Here is a 16,036-nt window from a genome sequence, read left to right as displayed (position 1 = left end):
CGCCACTCGCGTCAGCGGGACGGAGTCCTTAGCGATTGTTGCTAGGGCACTGGCCACCCACCGTTTTATTGCCTTGGAGGACTTGACTGGAATTAGAGAACGTACCAATCAACAGTCGCGTAGTAAAGTCGAGCGGCGGCAGGCCAATAGTTGGGTGTTTTACCCGTTGCGGCAGTTTGTGCACTACAAGGCCGCCAGAGCAGGGATCCGGGTTGTGGTGGTGCCGCCTGCCTACAGCTCGCAGACCTGCCACCGCTGTTTGTGGCTTGGGCAACGGGAAGGGGATGCAGATTTGAACGGTGCCAACATGATTGCCCTTTTGGGGGTCGCTGTAAACCGGCCTAGAGGCCCGTGGTTGGCTTGCCAACTACAGGGCTACAGAAAACCCGCTCCGTACCGCTTAGCGGTCGGAGCCGGGTAGTTTACGTCTGCCGCGACAAGAGTCTACCTCTCCTAGCGGGCGCTCTCGTTTTTGGGGCTGACAGCGTTGAGAGCTAGCATCATCCACTCGGAAAATTCATCGCGGCGGAAAACCTGAGGGCAAGAGCGCGGGCCAAAACGCAGCAGGCTGGGCATGCCGTACTCCTTGAGGCGGTTCTGCAGCCAGGTGCCAACGCCAGTTTTGCCATCATTGGGCATTTCGGTTTGGAAGTCGCTGTACATCAGCAACAACTGGCTGCGAGATTGGAGCACAGCATTCTCTTGGATCAACTTCGGCAGAGAGAGGCTGGCGGCTGAGTTAGCTCCTTTAATACCTTTGGCCGATTCACGGCGACGGCTGCGGGAGCGGGAGTTAGCACTTTCGCGGTTCTTACGGGCTTTCGGTTCAATGGTCATAGAATCTCCTAGACGACTGAGTGGTTCCGCAAAAGGGGTAAAAGCCGGAACTCGCAGGCTGGGGACAGAGCCCGCCGAGGAAGGTAGCTCGATGAGTAGTCCAATGCTGGGCAACCGCTGAGAAGAGGGACACACGCTCTCAGTTAAGCAAAGGGAGAACTCCGCCAGCTTGCCACAAAAGCTCGAGGTTCCTTGCCTGCGGCAGCAATCTACAGCGCGTCGAGTTCCTGGCCGTCCATCCGAGACTTGTCTTCGTCTTCCCTGCCGGAGGTTAGTTTGGTTACCACAGATCCGCAGGGTAAAGGATCCCAGATGCTACCTTTTATATTGGCCTAAAACTGAACAGATGGACACTCTCTGGTCGAGAACAAATTTAGGTCTGAAGGTTTTGTCGCCCGTTGCGGATCACCCGCAGCGACTCCAACAGCCGCAACTCTAGGTCTTGCAAAACCTGATCCACGTAACGATGGGCCTCCCGCTGGAGACGCTCCGACTCCTGGAGCGTCTGTCGCCGCACCTCCTCGCTCTGTTGGTAGGTTTGCCGCAGCAACTGTTCTGCCTGCGCTTGAGCCTGGCGTACGATGGTCGATTCGCTAACGAGCTGCTCGGCGCGGCGCTGGGCCATGGCCACGATCTCCTGGGCGTAGCGATGGGCCTCGGCCAAAATTTGATCCCGCTGGCGCAGCACCTCCTCGGCTTCCTCCAAGGCCGTGGGCAGGTTGAGGCGGATGAAGTCCAACTGCTCCAGGATGCTCTCTTCGTCGATAAGGGTGCGAGACCAGAACAGACGAGGACTGCTGAGAATGGCTGCCTCCAGTTGATCCAAAGCTTCCTGGACGCGCATCAGCGCCAGGGTCTGTTCCCCAGGCAGGTCACCGGCGCGATTGGGGGCATCGGGGGGCAATTCTCGCATCAGGCCAGAGGGTGGGTGGCTGTGCTGAGCTGAGCAGGCAGGATAACGCCTACCATATCAGGTTCTCGCCGTCTTGAGCCTGGGCGGCTTCCCCCTGGTTCCCAGCCCTCTTCAGCCGGGGGACAGAGACCAACATCTGTGGCAGACTGAGGGGAAGTTGTTGGATTGCGATCTGCCCATGCCACAGCCGCAGACTCCCCGTCGACTGGAAGACCAATTTGTGGAGAATGTCTCCCGCTACCCTACCTATTTCATTACCGTCTTGCTGGGGGGGATCTGGGCCGGCTTACAGCCTTTTGTTAAGCTGTACCGCAAAAGCCCGACGTCGGCAGCCCTGGTTGTGCTGGGATCCCTGGCTCTACTGTTGTTTATTTACTTCACGCTGCGGGGGATGACGGGGAACACTTTCTTGCCGGAATGGATGTTGCGCTGGGGCCATTGGGGATGAGCGAAGCTGTCCAGTGGACACCGGAGGCAGGGGTGCGCCTCAAGAAAATTCCCTTTTTTGTCCGCCCAGCCGCCCCTGAGAAGAAAGTGCTCTGCACTGCTCATGGGAACGAGAAGTTTGAGAAATCCGCGATCCAAGAGATCAGGGCGGCGGTTTATGAGCAGGCGAGGCAAAAATTTGGCTCCTGAGGGATCCCCCTTCCTGGCCGTAGCAGAGAGATTGGGTTTGTCGCTAGCTTGGTAGAGGCGTTCTCCTCTGTTTTTTGCAACTCATGGCAGATTGGATCCTGTTGGCACTGGTGGGTTCGACAACCTACCTGCTGCTGCAAAAAAGTGTGGCCCGCCTCTCCAAGGTGCCCTGGCGGATCCTGTGGCTGGTGATGATGATGCCCCCTTTGATCTGGGTGCTGGGGCGTCAGGTGTTTCAGTACGAAATGCCCCCCTTGCTCATGTTGGGGCTATTTCTGGCCTCCTATTTTACCAGCATGACTTTGGTGCGCCGGGGGCGCCTCCGACCCCCCACGGCGGGCTCTCAACCTGGGGCGGAAAACACCTCGCCGGTTGTGGGATCGGATCGCGAGTCTTTGCCGGAAGCAGAGGAAGAAGAGGAGGACAGTGCTGCAGATCCAGTCTCGGCGGCTATTGCCCACACCCCCATCTCGGAGGTGCCGCGGGAAAAGCTCAACCACTGCTTCCCCTGGAATGTTTTTTATTTGCAAAGCGTAGAATACCGTCCCCAGGCGATTATCTGCCGGGGCAATTTGCGGGCGGATCCCACGGAAGCCTATGAGCGGGTGCAGCGCAATGTCGAAAACACTTTCGGCAAACGCTTCTTGGTGGTGCTTCAGGAGGGGTTTGCCGGCAAGCCTTTTTTTGCCCTGGTGCCCAACCCAGCGGCGCGGCGCTCCCTAACCCGTCAGGAAGAATGGCCTCTGCTGGCGCTGGGGCTACTGCTGTTTACCTTTTGGACAACTCTAACTGCCGGCGCCCAGGCTTTTGGGGTCAGTCCTGATCGGTTGCTGCATCTGCCCTCGCTGCTACAAGGGCTGCCCTATGCAGTGGGGATCCTGGCCATTCTGGGATCCCATGAGGGCATCCGCTACTGGGTGGCCCGCCGCCACGGCATCAAAACCTCGCTCCCCTACTTCATTCCGGTGCCTTTTGTTTTGGGAACTTTTGGGGCCTTCATTGAGCTGAAAGAACCGGTGCCCAACCGCAAGGTGCTGTTTGACATTGCCGTTGCCGGGCCGCTGGCAGGCAGCCTCGTTGCTTTGGCAATGTTGCTCCTGGGGCTAGTCTTTTCGACGCCTGCGGAGCCTCCGCCAGTGCCAGAGGGGCAGCCGACCCCGATTAGCTTCCATCGCATCGATCCACGCCTATCGGTGCTGCTGGCAATCCTGGCGCGTATGGTGCTGGGGGATCAATTGCAGCCGGGCCAGGTGATCGATCTGCACCCCTTAGCCTTTGCCGGCTGGCTGGGTCTGGTGGTGGTTGCCTTTAACCTGGTGCCGGTGGGCCAACTGGATGGGGGCCATCTTGTCCACGCTGTCTATGGCCAGCAGATGGGGGCCAATGTGGGGCGAGTAACTCGCTGGCTGGTGCTGCTGCTGGCCTTGACGGTGCAGCCCTGGCTGTTATTGTGGGCGCTGCTGCTGTTTGTCATCTCCAGTGCCGACGAGCCGGCCCTCAACGACGTCACTGAGCTGGATGAGGGGCGGGAGCTGCTGGGGCTGGGGATGCTGACGTTGCTGGTGTTGATCCTGCTGCCGGTGCCACCCTTTTTGCAAACTTGGTTGGGCTTGGCCTAGTTCGGGGTAGGATCCAAACCACGCCTAACCAGCTCAGCCCTAGCCATGCCAGCAGGTTTAATTGTCCAGAAGTACGGCGGCACCTCCGTCGGCTCCATCGAGCGCATCCAAGCCGTGGCCCAGCGGGTGGCCCACACGGTGGATCAGGGCCAGCGGGTGGTGGTGGTGGTCTCAGCGATGGGAGAGGAAACAGACCGCCTGGTGGAACTGGGGGAACGGATCCTCCAGGGATCCCCGACCACGCCGGCCCAGTGGCGGGAGTGGGACATGCTCCTTTCCACGGGCGAGCAGGTAAGCATTGCCCTGCTGGCCCTGGCGCTGCAGCGCTTGGGCTATCCTGCCCTCTCCCTGACGGCGGCCCAGGTAGGGATTGTTACCACCCGGGATCACGGGCGGGCCCGCATCCTGCACATCCACACCGACCGCCTCTGGCAGCACTTGGAGCGGGGAGAGGTGGTGGTGGTGGCCGGCTTTCAGGGCATCACCAGCCCGGCGGAGCTGGAAATTACCACCCTGGGGCGGGGGGGATCCGACACTACGGCGGTGGCTTTGGCGGTGGCTCTGGGAGCAGAGCTGTGTGAGATCTACACCGATGTGCCAGGGATCTTTACCACCGACCCGCGCAAGGTACCCGAGGCCAGGCTGTTGCCAGAGATTACTGCTGACGAGATGCTGGAGCTGGCCAGCCTGGGAGCGCAGGTGCTCCACCCCCGCTCGGTGGAGATTGCCCGCAACTACGGCGTCAAGCTGCGGGTGCGCTCCAGCCTGGAGCCGCTGCAAGCAGGATCCGAGGGCACCCTCATTCTTTCTCCTCCTCCCCGTCCTCGCCCCGCCGATAGCAGCATTGAGCTGGGCCGGGCAGTGGATACGGTGGAGCTGGATCGGGATCAGGCCAAGGTGGTGCTGGTGGGAGTGCCGGATCGTCCGGGCATTGCCGCCCAACTGTTCCAGGAAATTGCGGCAGCCGGGATCAACGTCGATTTAATCCTGCAGTCGCTCCACCTCAGTGCAGCCGAGGGATCCCCTACCAACGACATTGCCTTTACCGTCAGCCGGGCGCAGGCAGCCCAGGCGGCAGCCGTGGCGCGGCAGGTGGGCCAGGAGCTGGGGTGTAGGGAAGTCCTCGTCGAGGAGGCGGTGGCCAAGGTCAGCATTGCCGGGGTGGGGATGATGGGTCGCCCGGGCATTGCCGCCGAGATGTTTCGAGTGCTGGCGGAAGCCGGGATCAATCTCCAGATGATCTCCATGTCGGAGATCAAGGTAAGCTGTGTGGTGGCTGCCGAGCGGGCTGGGGAGGCCGCCCTGGCGCTGGGGGAGGCGTTTCAGGTGATTCCCCATTTGCATCGGGTCACGGCAGCCCCTGGCCGGGATCCCCTCCCCAGCGACCACCCGGTGCGGGGCGTTGCCCTGGATCTGAAGCAGTCGCGGCTGGGCATCCGCAAGGTGCCGGATCGTCCGGGGACGGCTGCCCATCTGTTCGGACGCCTGGCTGAGGCCGGGATTATCGTGGACACCATCATCCAAAGCCAGCGGGGCTACCACAACGGCATCCCCAGTAACGACATCGCCTTTACGGTGCCTCAGGATCAGGCCAGGGCGGCTGAGGCCGTGTGCCGGCAGGTGGCCGAGGAACTGCAGGCGGCGGGGGTCGAAGCCGACCACGACATCGCTAAGGTGAGCATCGTCGGTGCCGGGATGGAAATTTATCCCGGCGTGGCGGCGCACTTTTTTGCTGCCTTGGCCGACGCCGGGATCAACATCGAGATGATCGCCACCTCGGAGATCAAGGTAAGCTGCGTGGTGCGACAGGAGCAGGGAATCCACGCTCTGCAAGCTGCCCACCGCGCCTTTGAACTCGACCGAGCCTAGTCGGCTTTGGCTGCCAACAGCAGGGGGAAGTTGTGGGCGTTGGGGGCGTGCATGGCCTGGATCCCCAGGTTGGCGCGGTTGACCAGGTCGGCGTAGGTGGGGATGAACCGGCCCTGGCCGTCCAGGATGGACTGGTTGAAGTTAAAGCCGTTGAGGTTAAAGGCCATCATCCCAATGCCAATGGCTGCCGCCCAAATCCCTACGGTCGGCAGGGCCGCCATCCAGAAGTGAACGGAGCGGCTGTTGCGCCAGCCAAGGCCGGGGATCCCCAGCCGCCCCAAAAAGGCATAGTGGCCGGCCAGGAAGTTGTAGGTGACTTCTTCTTGGCCGAAGCGGTAGCCGGCATTGGCCGACTCCTCTTCCGAAGTCTCCCGGATCAGGCTAGACATCACTAGGGAGCCGTGTAGAGACGCCAGCAGGGCGCCGCCAAACACCCCGGCTACCCCCAGCCAACTGGTGGGGTGCATCAAGATGTTGTGTTCCGCCTGGAAGGCCAGCATGAAGTGGAAGGTGCCGGCAATCCCCAGCGGCAGCCCTTCCGAGAAGCTGCCCTGGCCAATGGGGTAGACCAAGAGCACCGCTGTAGCGGCAGCCGCCGGCGCAGAAAAGGCCACCGCAATCCAGGGGCGCATGCCCAGCCGGTAGCTCAACTCCCACTGCCGGCCAAGGTAGCACCACACCCCAAGGAGAAAGTGGAGCACGATGAGCTGGTAGGGGCCGCCGTTGTAGAGCCACTCATCCAAAGAGGCGGCTTCCCAGATGGGGTAAAAGTGCAGGGCAATGGCGGCTGAGGTGGGCACCACCGCTGCAGAAATGAGGTTGTTGCCCCCCAACAAAGAGCCAATCACCGGCTCGCGGATCCCGTCCATATCCACCGGCGGCGCGGCAATGAAGGCAATTACAAAACAAAAGGCTGCCGCCAACAACGTTGGGATCATCAATACACCAAACCAGCCAATGTAAAGCCGGTTTTCGGTGCTGGTAATCCACTGACAAAAACTTTCCCAACTCCACAGCCGCCGCGCAGCAGCGGAGCGACGAATGACCGTACTCATAGGCCAACTCCTAGAAAATTTCAGCAAAGCCATCTCCCCCCTGCCTTTGCCGAACCGATCTCAGGAGCCCCTTCGACAAGGCCTAGGGGAGCTTTCTTCCAAACTAGACAGTTTTCGGGATGCCGACAGGGATCTCTAACGTGTGCAGCCAGAATGTGAAACAAGTTGATGTATCGATACAAATAGGCAAATCAGTGTTGCAATTTTGATGCCTTGGTCTCGGCTTTTCCTGGGCAGCCAAGGCCACTTTCTCTAGCCGAGAACTTCAGAATTTCTTAAGGTGAAGGTTTTAAGAATTTCTTCAGAAAGGTAACCCAAGAAGACTGAGATCTATCGTCCAATTTCGGCGTGAAACTCCTGCAGGGACTTCACCTGCAAGGATCCCGACTGCAGCGCCCGGATGGCGGCGGCAGTGGCTTTGGCCCCGGCCAGGGTAGTAACCAAGGGGATCTTGTAGGCCAAGGCAGTGCGCCGGATCTTCCGCCCATCCTGTTGAGCTTCGCTGCCGGAAGGGGTATTGACAATAAGCTGAATCTGGTGATTTTTGATGGCGTCGATGACGTGGGGCCGGCCCTCGTGCAGCTTGAGCACCTTCTCGACAGGGATTCCGTGCTCGGCCAGAACTTTTTGCGTGCCGGCAGTGGCCAGCAGACGAAAGCCCAGCTTGACAAACTCTTGGGCCACCGGGATCACGGCCTGCTTGTCGCGATCGTTAACGCTGATGAACACCGTGCCCCCTAGGGGCAGGTTTTGGCCGGCAGCCAGTTGCGCCTTGGCAAAGGCACGGCCAAAGTCGGTGTCAATCCCCATCACCTCACCGGTAGAGCGCATCTCCGGCCCCAGCAGCGTGTCGGTACCAGGAAACTTGTGAAACGGCAGCACCGCCTCCTTGACAGCCACGTAGGGTGGGATCACCTCCTGGGTAAAGCCCAGCTCCGCCAGGGTTTTGCCGCTCATCACCTGGGCGGCATAATCGGCCAGGGGATGGCCAATGGCCTTGCTGACGAACGGCACGGTGCGGGAAGCGCGCGGGTTGGCTTCCAGGACGTAGACCTGCTCCTTCTGGACGGCGTATTGCACGTTAATAAGCCCCACCACCTTGAGAGCTTGGGCCAGCTTCACCGTCCAGTCGCGAATCACCTGCAGCACCTCGGGGCTGAGGGTGCGGCTGGGCAAGACGCAGGCGGAATCCCCCGAGTGGATCCCGGCCTGCTCGATGTGCTCTAGGATCCCGCCAATGGTTACAGCCCCGGTGCGGTCGGCAATGGCATCTACGTCCACCTCGACCGCGTCCTCCAAAAACTGATCCACCAGCACGGGACGGTCGGGATCCACCGCCACCGCCAGTTGCATGTAGCGCTGCAGGTCTTGATCCGAATAGACAATCTCCATGGCCCGTCCCCCCAGCACATAGCTGGGCCGCACCACCACCGGGTAGCCGATGCGGCGGGCAATTTCCAGGCTTTCTTCCACGCTGCGGGCAATGCCGTTGGCCGGTTGGCGAATATCCAGCTCCCGCAAGATGCGCTCGAAGCGCCCGCGATCCTCGGCTATGTCGATGGAGTCGGGGGAAGTGCCCCAGATGGGTGCCTGGGCTGCTGCCAGCCCCTGGGCCAGTTTCAGGGGGGTTTGGCCGCCAAACTGCACGATCAGGCCCACCGGCTGCTCAGCTTCGACCAGGTTCATCACCTCTTCGTGAGTGAGGGGCTCAAAGTAGAGGCGATCGGCGGTGTCATAGTCGGTGGAAACCGTCTCGGGGTTGGAGTTGACCATGATGGTCTCATATCCGAGGCGGCTGAGGGCAAAGGCAGCATGGCAGCAGCAGTAGTCGAACTCGATCCCTTGGCCGATGCGGTTGGGGCCGCCCCCCAGGATCATCACCTTCGGCTTGGCGGTGGGGAAGGTCTCGGATTCGCTCTCGTAGGTGGAGTACTGGTAGGGGGTGGTCGCCTCGAACTCGGCAGCGCAGGTGTCCACCGTCTTGTAGGTGGGGATCACCCCCAGTTGCTTACGGCGATCCCGCACCTGAGCTTCGCTGGAGCCGGTCAGGTGGGCAATTTGTCGGTCGCTGAAGCCCATTTGCTTGAGGTGCCGCAGATCCTCAGCACTCAGGGATCCCAGTTCTCGCCCCTTGAGGGCTTGCTCCACTTCCACCAGCTCCTGCAGCTTGTCGATAAACCAGGGATCAATGTGGGTAAGCTGGGCAATTTCCTGGGCCGAAAAACCCATGAGCAGGGCGGTGCGGATGGTCAAGAGGCGAAAAGGGTTGGGGGTGCGCAGGTTGGCCCGCACCTCCTCTGGGGTGGGGAAGACTTCCGGCCGGTCGCTGCCAAAGCCGGGGCGGTCGATCTCCAGGGATCGCAGCGCCTTCTGGAGGGATTCCTGGAAGGTGCGGCCAATGGCCATCGCCTCCCCCACCGACTTCATCTGGGTGGTCAAGACCGGCTCTGAACCGGGGAACTTCTCAAAGGCAAAGCGAGGGATCTTGGTGACCACGTAGTCGAGGGTAGGCTCGAAGCTGGCTGGAGTTTTGCGGGTGATGTCGTTGGGGAGCTCCGGCAGCGTGTAGCCCACGGCCAGCTTGGCGGCAATCTTGGCAATGGGGAAGCCGGTGGCCTTGCTGGCCAAAGCAGAAGAGCGGGAAACCCGCGGGTTCATCTCAATCACCCGCACTTCACCGTTGGCGGGGTTGACGGCAAACTGCACGTTGGATCCCCCCGTTTCCACCCCGATCTCGCGCATGATGGCGATGGCATAGTCCCGCAGCCGCTGGTACTCCTTGTCGGTAAGGGTCTGGGCCGGGGCCACGGTGATGGAGTCGCCGGTGTGTACCCCCATGGGGTCGATGTTTTCAATCGAGCAGATGATCACCACGTTGTCCGCCAGATCCCGCATCACCTCCAGCTCAAACTCCTTCCAGCCAATCACCGACTCCTCCACCAGGATCTGGGAGACCGGGCTGGCCTCGAGGCCGGCGGCGCAGATCTCTTCAAATTCTTCTTGGTTGTAGGCCACGCCGCCGCCCGTGCCCCCTAGGGTATAGGCGGGGCGGATGATGAGGGGATAGCCGATCTCGTGGGCGATTTGCTTGGCTTCGGCCAGGCTGCGGGCCAACCCTGAGCGGGGCACGGCCAGGCCAAGCCGCTGCATTGCCTGCTTAAAGAGCTCCCGATCCTCCGCTTTTTCAATGGCCTCCCGCTTGGCCCCAATTAGCTCCACCCCGTACTGGTCTAGGATCCCGCGCCGGGCCAGCTCCACCGCTACATTTAAGGCCGTCTGACCCCCCATGGTGGGGAGCAGGGCATCGGGGCGCTCCCGCTCGATGATCTGGGCCACGAAGTCCGCCGTCACCGGCTCGATGTAGACGCGATCCGCCATACTGGGATCCGTCATGATGGTGGCCGGGTTGGAGTTGACCAGGATTACCTCGTAGCCCTCCTCTCTCAGGGCTTTGCAGGCTTGGGTGCCGGAGTAGTCGAACTCGCAGGCTTGGCCAATGACGATCGGCCCCGCTCCAATGAGCAAGATTTTGTGGATATCGGTGCGGCGTGGCATAGGGATCCCAGAGGTGGCAGGGTCAGCCTTCTATTGTAGAGGTCGCCTGAGGTCAAGTTGCTCGTCGGGCGGGGAAACTTGCACGTTGATGCTGTCATCGCTATCTTCGCGGCAAAGCCATCCATGAAGCCATTGATTGAGGAGGTTGGATTTAGTACTCAACTTTCTGGACATTTACGGGCATAGCAGTACAACGGCATTGCTAATTTCAGGAGAAAAGTTATCCAGCGGTATGTCTGTCTTAAGGAAGCAACGAAAATCTTGAGAGTCCACGAAAACACTTAGCGATAGTGGGAAGCAGAAGGTAAAATTAGAGCCATCAAAATGCCATCTGGGCAAAGGCAATATGACATCAGTACTTAGGTGCTCTAGGGTTCTTCCTTAGGGCTTTGAGGGATTCCTCCCTTTCTGTCAGCAATGATGGAATTGCAATCGTTGCATCGTCCGGATCATATCCGTATTGTGCAGCGTAAATGAATCAGACGCTCCATGACCACTCTAATTGTTCTCTAATTGTTCGCAACGTTGATGAGGCCATTGTCAAAACCCTTAAAGAAAGGGAGAGGCGTCACGGCGCGAGCGCAGAAGCCGAACATCGCAAAATCCTGGAGCAAGTCTTACTCCAACTTGCAAAAAAAGTCCTTTGCCAAGTGCTCAGATCGATCCCAAACGTTGGTGAAGATTCGGACTTCGAGCGGCTACAAGAAGATAACACCACCTACAATTATTTGCTTGACACGAAGGTTATCAACCCCTTCAAGCCCTCATAACAAGCCGCGGTAGCGAATAAAAATTAAAATCGCCGCCCAGGATCCCAGCGCCACCTTGATGGCCACCAAAATGTTGAGAATTGGGATCCAGCCGCCGCTGAAAAGGGATCCCAGCTCGCCCCTGGGCAATTCCCAACCGGCAAGGGCCAGCATCGCCGCTGCAATAAAAGCCACCACTGAGAGCTTTTCCCAAGTGGCAGCTCGCCATCGCTGGTAAACCGACTCCATCCAGGCAGAAGAAGCAGTAATGGCAACTAGACCGATAGCCGTTCCCCCTGCCACACCGGCAGCGAAGCCTCCCCCCGGCGTCAGGTGTCCTCGAATTGCCAGCTCCACTGCAATCAGGGCAGAAATGGTGGCCCCCACCCGCGCCAACACAATTGAGGGAATATCGGTAAACTGAGCTACATTGGCCGTCGGTCGCTCATCCGCCAGCAGGTATTGGGCACCCAAAATTGCCGTAGAAAACACAACTACTTCGAAAACCGTGTCGTAAAGGCGGTTGCGCAAGATCAGGCCCGTCACCGTATTGGGCACACCGCTTTCTCTGGCTAGAGTCGATACAGGCTCAACCGCAGGCAAAACAGCTCCCGCATCGGCGACCATGAGCTGCACCGCCGCCAACAGCACTGCCATGCCATACAGCCATCTCATGGGGCAAGAACCTCGGAGGACAGAGTTTGCTGGGCCAAAATCTCTTGCAGGCGAGGCACCCGGGTGAGCAGGCGATACTCCTCTGTTTCACTGCCAGCCTCAAGGGCCATGGTGTGTATCTCTCGGTTGCGAAGGGCTGCCGCTAAGGCCTCCACACTCTCATAGGCAGCCAATTCCAAACGCATATGGAGCGGCTGCAGACCCCGACGAATTTGCTGGAGCAGACGCTGGGCCGCCTCCGTCTTGGCCTCTAGCAGCGGGCTACCTTCCAAAACGCCCAGGCGCATGCTCAGGGAGGAGCGGACAGCAATAGCGTAGAGAGTAATGGAAAGCATGGTGCCCACCAGGGCTTCCGTCAAGGCCACATCCGCTGCCCCAAAGAGGGCATAGATCAAAGCGGCAATAGCCCCCAAAATGCCTCGCATCACTAGGGCGTGATAGGGGTTGGTCTGGGTCACGACCAAGGCAGCCGTCAAGGGCAACAGCAGAGCGATCACCAGCAACAAAGTCTCTTCCATCCTGTCCTCCTATAGGGACTTGCGCTGCGAGCAAAACGCCAGCACATAGCCCAAGATGGTGTTCCAAATGGCCAAGGAAATCAGCGCCAACACCAGCAGAGGCCACTCCCTGGGGATCCGCAGCAACAGCCCCAGCATGATGCTCATGGATCCCAGGGTGTCGGACACCGAAAGGCCGTGCAGCTTAAACAAAATGGAGCGATCTCCAAGGAGCGGTGCCGTTCCCCACAGCCAAAACAGCACCCCGATCCCAAATAGGAGATAGCTGAGAGCTTCCACCAAAACTTCCATATTCCTCCCGACCCAGTTAAAGCATTTCTAGGCGCTTGAGCACGTGGGCCAGCAGCATCAGGGCTGCATTGCCCACCGACAAAATCAAGACCCCCACAATCCCGATCATCCAGTCATCTCGCACCACAGATACCACCAAAACCAGGATGGCCGTCTTGGTGGATAAGCTGGCAAAAGCCAGCATCGTCTGCCAAATATCCTCCTTTAGCCAGGCGGCATACAGCGGCAGGCATAGGGTCAGGATCAGCAGAAACAGCAGTAGGTTCACGCCTCCTCCCGCGGCTTGAGCAGATGCACCTCGTAGGTGCCTTGGGCATCGCAATTGAGCACAATGGTTTTGGGCGTAAAAGTAATCAAAAAGATATCGAGAAACACCAGTCCCGCTGAACGATTGGGGAGAGTTTGTTTGTATACAACTTCCTCTACGGTGTGGGGCCTGAGGATCATCTCAAAGGCCTCCCAGTAAGCTTTCGGAACGGCGAAAACAATCTCCTTGAGCACCCGCCCCCAATCCCGCCACCGCACCGGCGCAGAAGCCTGTCGGGGAAGCAGCAGCGTCGCCGCTACCCCGATGGCCACATTGTCCCAACTCAGATTACCCGTCAGCAAAAACCAAATCAAAAGCCGCAGGCCAATTTCCAGTAAGCCCAACTCAGGGTAGCGCCACATGGTTCACTCTACTTAGCAGAATCCAGACCAGCACCAACACCACACTCAAGCCGCCCACCACTGCCTCTAGCCCTTCATCCAGCCGCCATCCCTTCACAGGGATCCGCTCCCAAAACCAGCCCAGGGGGATCCCGAGGCCCAAGCTAAGGAACGCCTTGATGAGATTATCGACGTCATAGGCCGCCGGCAGCCAGAACCAGAGCAAGCCCCCGCCCCAAAGGACTAGGGCCACCTTGTCTGGCCATGCCGGGGTAGTGTCCCCGTTGGTTTGAGAAGGAAAAGCCCGCAGCACCCGCACGGCTATGCAGGTGGTGCCGACAGTAACCCCCACCAGCAGCCACTCGTGCCAGGGATCCAGAGACGACAAGCTAAGAGCCTTGGCCGCATAGCCCAAAGTGCCGGGCACCCCTGCTAGCGAGGCCGTCCCCAAGATCAGCAGCGGCCAGCGCCAGCAATTGGTTATCGCAGCCCCAACGAACAACAAGGGCTTCGCCAGCCCATGGGCCAGACCGTACAAACCCGCCCACTGGGGTGCAGCGATGACAAATCCCATCTGCGACACCGAGCTCCAGGCCAAAAGGCGCTGAGGCGTGCTGGCCATCAAAGCCAGAAGGATCCCAAAGACCGCCGCGCCTGCACTGAAGTAGGGCAGTCCCTGCACCAAGAGGGGCGAGAACTCGCTGCAGCGCACAAGGGCCATGGCGCCTGCTTTTGTAGTAAAACCGCTGAGCACCGCCGCGATGACAGGATCGGCAGTGGCATAGGTGAGGGGCAGCCACAGGCCGGCGACAAAGACCGCCCCCTTGGCCAGAAGGCCAACGGCAATCAAGGCCAGAGCCGTGGGGTCGGCCAGGGCCAAGCCGCTCATCGCCAGGGATCCGGTGCGCACATAGACCAGGATTGCGCCCATCAAGTAGAAGAGCATGGCCACATTGCTCATGAACAGGTAGCGCAGCCCCACCCAGAGCTGACGGTCGCGAGAGCGGTGCGGGGCGCTTTCCCCCAGCATCGGCTGGGACTCTGCTCGGCGACTATAGGTGAGCAGCAAAAACACGCCGATACTGAGCACCTCCAGGGCCACATAGACGCTGATCAGGTCAGCGCTGATGACGACGGCGTTGGCGCTGCCGTGGATGATTAACAACTGCATGGCCAGAAAGCGGCTGCCCACAAAGCGCCGATCCAGATACAGGGCTACCCCAAGGGTGACCAGGCCGTGGGCCAGGAGCATAGCCGCGGCGTTGCCATCGATCCGCAGCGTCACCCCGAAGTGATCCAGCAACTGGAGCTCCAACGGCGCAGCAGTTGCCCCTGGCAGGCCTCCCTGCCGCACTGCGTAGGCTATCGTCAGTCCAGCCATGATGACCAGGCCGGGACGGATCAAAGCCGGCAGCAAGTAGGTGGCGAAGGCCAGCCAAAAGGGCAGTGCCACCCAGACCAACGTAAGTTCGATCGTCAGCTCAGTCATCAGCTACCGCCTGCTCAATACTCTCCACTTCCAGGGTGGGATGATTGCGGGACAGCTTCATCACCCCCACCAACATCAGAGCTTGCACCGACAGGCCGATGACGATGGCCGTGAGGATGATTCCTTGCGGAACCGGGTCGGCATAGTCCACCTGGCGCCAGGGCTTGTAGATGGGAGTGAACACGCCGGTGCGGGCGGCCCAAATGACAAAAAAGGCGATAACCCCGGTGCTCATCACATCCATGGCCAAGATTTTCATGATTAGATTTCGCTTGACCACCACTCCCCAAAAGCCCAGCAGGATCGTAAGGACAATTGCAGCGTGTACCATGGGTACCTTGCCGTTTGAGCCTCGACGGTGATTCCGGTATTTCTGTAGTCCATTTAGCTAGAAACCGCAGAACCCCGCCCTGTAGCCGTAGGGCCAGGGCTGGGAGGAATGCAGATGACGTCGTATAGTTGTAACATGACCCAAGTTTTAACTGTCTCCTGCAAGCTCAAGGTATCTGGGTCGCAAGCCGCCAAGCTGGAGGCGACTCTGGATGCGTTTGCACAAGCACTCCTCGCGCCAGCGGGCCGGAGGCCTTACTGGGTCAACCAAAACACGCCAGAGAAGGTGGTCAACGCCTCAAGCTTCAATCGCTCTGCTACCGCGAAATTCGTACCCGCTTTGGGCTCTCCAGCAATAAGGACTCCGTCCCGCTAGCGCGAGTGGCACAACAGGTAGGCAGAAGGTTAGCCGCTGCCCGCAAGGTTGCCCAGCAAAAGAATCGTCCGGTCAAAGCGTTCAAGAGCGGCTTTGTTACCTACGGTGCCCGCATCTTTTCTTTTCGGGAGAAGGACTGGACAGTGTCACTGACCACCGTTGAGGGACGCGAGCGCTTTGAGCTGGATGTAGGTCACTACCAGCGCGGGATGCTTGCGGGTTCTCATCCCAAAGCAGCCACGTTGGTCAAACGCCAAGACGGTTCCTACTTCATTCAGATTGGCGTGGAGTCTGAGGCACCAGAGCCGGAGCACGCTGTCAAGGCAATGGGCATGGATTTGGGTAGGAGAGATATTGCTCATACCTCTGAGGGGGATCACTGCAATGGACAGCAGTTGAACCAGGTCAGAGACCACTACTCCTGCTTGAGAGCGCTTCTCCAACGCAAGGCCAGTCAGGGCACACGCAGCACTCGG

At 59.6% G+C, this 16,036-nt stretch carries 17 protein-coding genes and 1 pseudogene; 7 read left to right on the top strand and 11 right to left on the bottom strand.

The genetic code is table 11. The features are described from left to right. A partial coding sequence (locus NW835_RS00895) for an IS200/IS605 family accessory protein TnpB-related protein (protein ID WP_414414274.1) occupies positions 1-421 on the top strand: 421 nt, incomplete at its 5' end. A gap of 32 nt (positions 422-453) precedes the next feature. Here the strand turns inward: NW835_RS00895 and NW835_RS00890 are convergent. Both NW835_RS00890 and NW835_RS00885 read right to left on the bottom strand, forming a co-directional pair. After that, positions 454-837: a hypothetical protein gene (locus tag NW835_RS00890; protein WP_414365834.1), complete on the bottom strand. Its 384-nt coding sequence runs from the start codon at positions 835-837 to the stop codon at positions 454-456. A 373-nt stretch (positions 838-1,210) separates the two neighbouring features. Next, positions 1,211-1,750: an ATP synthase F0 subunit B gene (locus NW835_RS00885; RefSeq protein WP_414365835.1), complete on the bottom strand. Its 540-nt coding sequence runs from the start codon at positions 1,748-1,750 to the stop codon at positions 1,211-1,213. A gap of 178 nt (positions 1,751-1,928) precedes the next feature. Here NW835_RS00885 and NW835_RS00880 point away from each other — a divergent pair, with 178 nt between their 5' ends. The 4 genes from NW835_RS00880 to NW835_RS00865 all read left to right on the top strand — a co-directional run bounded on the left by NW835_RS00880 (position 1,929) and on the right by NW835_RS00865 (position 5,874). Beyond that, a complete protein-coding gene (locus tag NW835_RS00880) occupies positions 1,929-2,198 on the top strand; it encodes a DUF751 family protein (protein WP_414365836.1) in 270 nt (89 codons plus the stop codon). Continuing rightward, entirely contained in the window at positions 2,195-2,386 is a 192-nt protein-coding gene (locus NW835_RS00875; RefSeq protein ID WP_414370330.1) for a PCP reductase family protein, read from the top strand. The genes NW835_RS00880 and NW835_RS00875 overlap by 4 nt, the downstream gene beginning before the upstream one ends. An 83-nt stretch (positions 2,387-2,469) precedes the next feature. Beyond that, the gene (locus NW835_RS00870; protein WP_414414273.1) at positions 2,470-4,005 is read left to right on the top strand and encodes a site-2 protease family protein; all 1,536 of its coding nucleotides are present in this window, start codon (positions 2,470-2,472) and stop codon (positions 4,003-4,005) included. A gap of 45 nt (positions 4,006-4,050) precedes the next feature. Further along, positions 4,051-5,874 carry an aspartate kinase gene (locus NW835_RS00865; protein WP_414414272.1) on the top strand — a complete coding sequence of 608 codons (1,824 nt, stop codon included), beginning with the start codon at positions 4,051-4,053 and terminating at the stop codon, positions 5,872-5,874. On the opposite strand, the gene psbA is transcribed toward NW835_RS00865, so the two are convergent. Both psbA and carB read right to left on the bottom strand, forming a co-directional pair. Then, the gene (psbA, locus tag NW835_RS00860) at positions 5,871-6,929 is read right to left on the bottom strand and encodes a photosystem II q(b) protein (protein WP_414414271.1); all 1,059 of its coding nucleotides are present in this window, start codon (positions 6,927-6,929) and stop codon (positions 5,871-5,873) included. The two genes, NW835_RS00865 and psbA, sit on opposite strands and share 4 nt — an antisense overlap. Positions 6,930-7,259: 330 nt before the next feature. After that, a complete protein-coding gene (gene carB / locus NW835_RS00855) occupies positions 7,260-10,484 on the bottom strand; it encodes a carbamoyl-phosphate synthase large subunit (protein ID WP_414414270.1) in 3,225 nt (1,074 codons plus the stop codon). A 473-nt stretch (positions 10,485-10,957) separates the two neighbouring features. Between carB and NW835_RS00850 the strand changes: the two genes are divergently transcribed. After that, positions 10,958-11,254, top strand: coding sequence for a FitA-like ribbon-helix-helix domain-containing protein (locus tag NW835_RS00850; protein WP_414414269.1), 297 nt, complete (start codon positions 10,958-10,960; stop codon positions 11,252-11,254). Here the strand turns inward: NW835_RS00850 and NW835_RS00845 are convergent. The 7 genes from NW835_RS00845 to NW835_RS00815 are packed head-to-tail and all read right to left on the bottom strand — an operon-like array spanning position 11,249 to position 15,185. After that, on the bottom strand, positions 11,249-11,908 hold the full coding sequence (locus NW835_RS00845) for a Na(+)/H(+) antiporter subunit B (protein ID WP_414365842.1): 660 nt from the start codon (positions 11,906-11,908) through the stop codon (positions 11,249-11,251). The two genes, NW835_RS00850 and NW835_RS00845, sit on opposite strands and share 6 nt — an antisense overlap. Continuing rightward, positions 11,905-12,426 carry a DUF4040 domain-containing protein gene (locus tag NW835_RS00840; RefSeq protein WP_414365843.1) on the bottom strand — a complete coding sequence of 174 codons (522 nt, stop codon included), beginning with the start codon at positions 12,424-12,426 and terminating at the stop codon, positions 11,905-11,907. Before NW835_RS00840 ends, NW835_RS00845 begins: the two co-directional genes overlap by 4 nt. Before the next feature lie 9 nt (positions 12,427-12,435). Further along, a complete protein-coding gene (locus NW835_RS00835) occupies positions 12,436-12,717 on the bottom strand; it encodes a monovalent cation/H(+) antiporter subunit G (protein ID WP_011430583.1) in 282 nt (93 codons plus the stop codon). Between the two features lie 16 nt (positions 12,718-12,733). Continuing rightward, a complete protein-coding gene (locus NW835_RS00830; RefSeq protein ID WP_414365844.1) occupies positions 12,734-12,985 on the bottom strand; it encodes a hypothetical protein in 252 nt (83 codons plus the stop codon). Beyond that, positions 12,982-13,386 carry a Na+/H+ antiporter subunit E gene (locus NW835_RS00825; protein WP_414365845.1) on the bottom strand — a complete coding sequence of 135 codons (405 nt, stop codon included), beginning with the start codon at positions 13,384-13,386 and terminating at the stop codon, positions 12,982-12,984. The genes NW835_RS00830 and NW835_RS00825 overlap by 4 nt, the downstream gene beginning before the upstream one ends. Next, complete coding sequence (locus NW835_RS00820) at positions 13,370-14,854, bottom strand: cation:proton antiporter (protein WP_414414268.1); 1,485 nt, start codon at positions 14,852-14,854, stop codon at positions 13,370-13,372. The genes NW835_RS00825 and NW835_RS00820 overlap by 17 nt, the downstream gene beginning before the upstream one ends. Further along, positions 14,847-15,185 carry a cation:proton antiporter subunit C gene (locus NW835_RS00815; RefSeq protein WP_414365847.1) on the bottom strand — a complete coding sequence of 113 codons (339 nt, stop codon included), beginning with the start codon at positions 15,183-15,185 and terminating at the stop codon, positions 14,847-14,849. The genes NW835_RS00820 and NW835_RS00815 overlap by 8 nt, the downstream gene beginning before the upstream one ends. Before the next feature lie 135 nt (positions 15,186-15,320). On the opposite strand from NW835_RS00815, the pseudogene NW835_RS00810 reads away from it, so the two are divergent. Further along, positions 15,321-16,036, top strand: a pseudogene (locus NW835_RS00810) (RNA-guided endonuclease TnpB family protein); the annotation flags it as partial.

The organism is Synechococcus sp. OH2, from assembly GCF_047462155.1.
Classification (GTDB): domain Bacteria; phylum Cyanobacteriota; class Cyanobacteriia; order Thermostichales; family Thermostichaceae; genus Thermostichus.
Note: the sequence above shows the minus strand (reverse complement) of the source record. Positions and strands in the feature narration are given on the sequence as shown.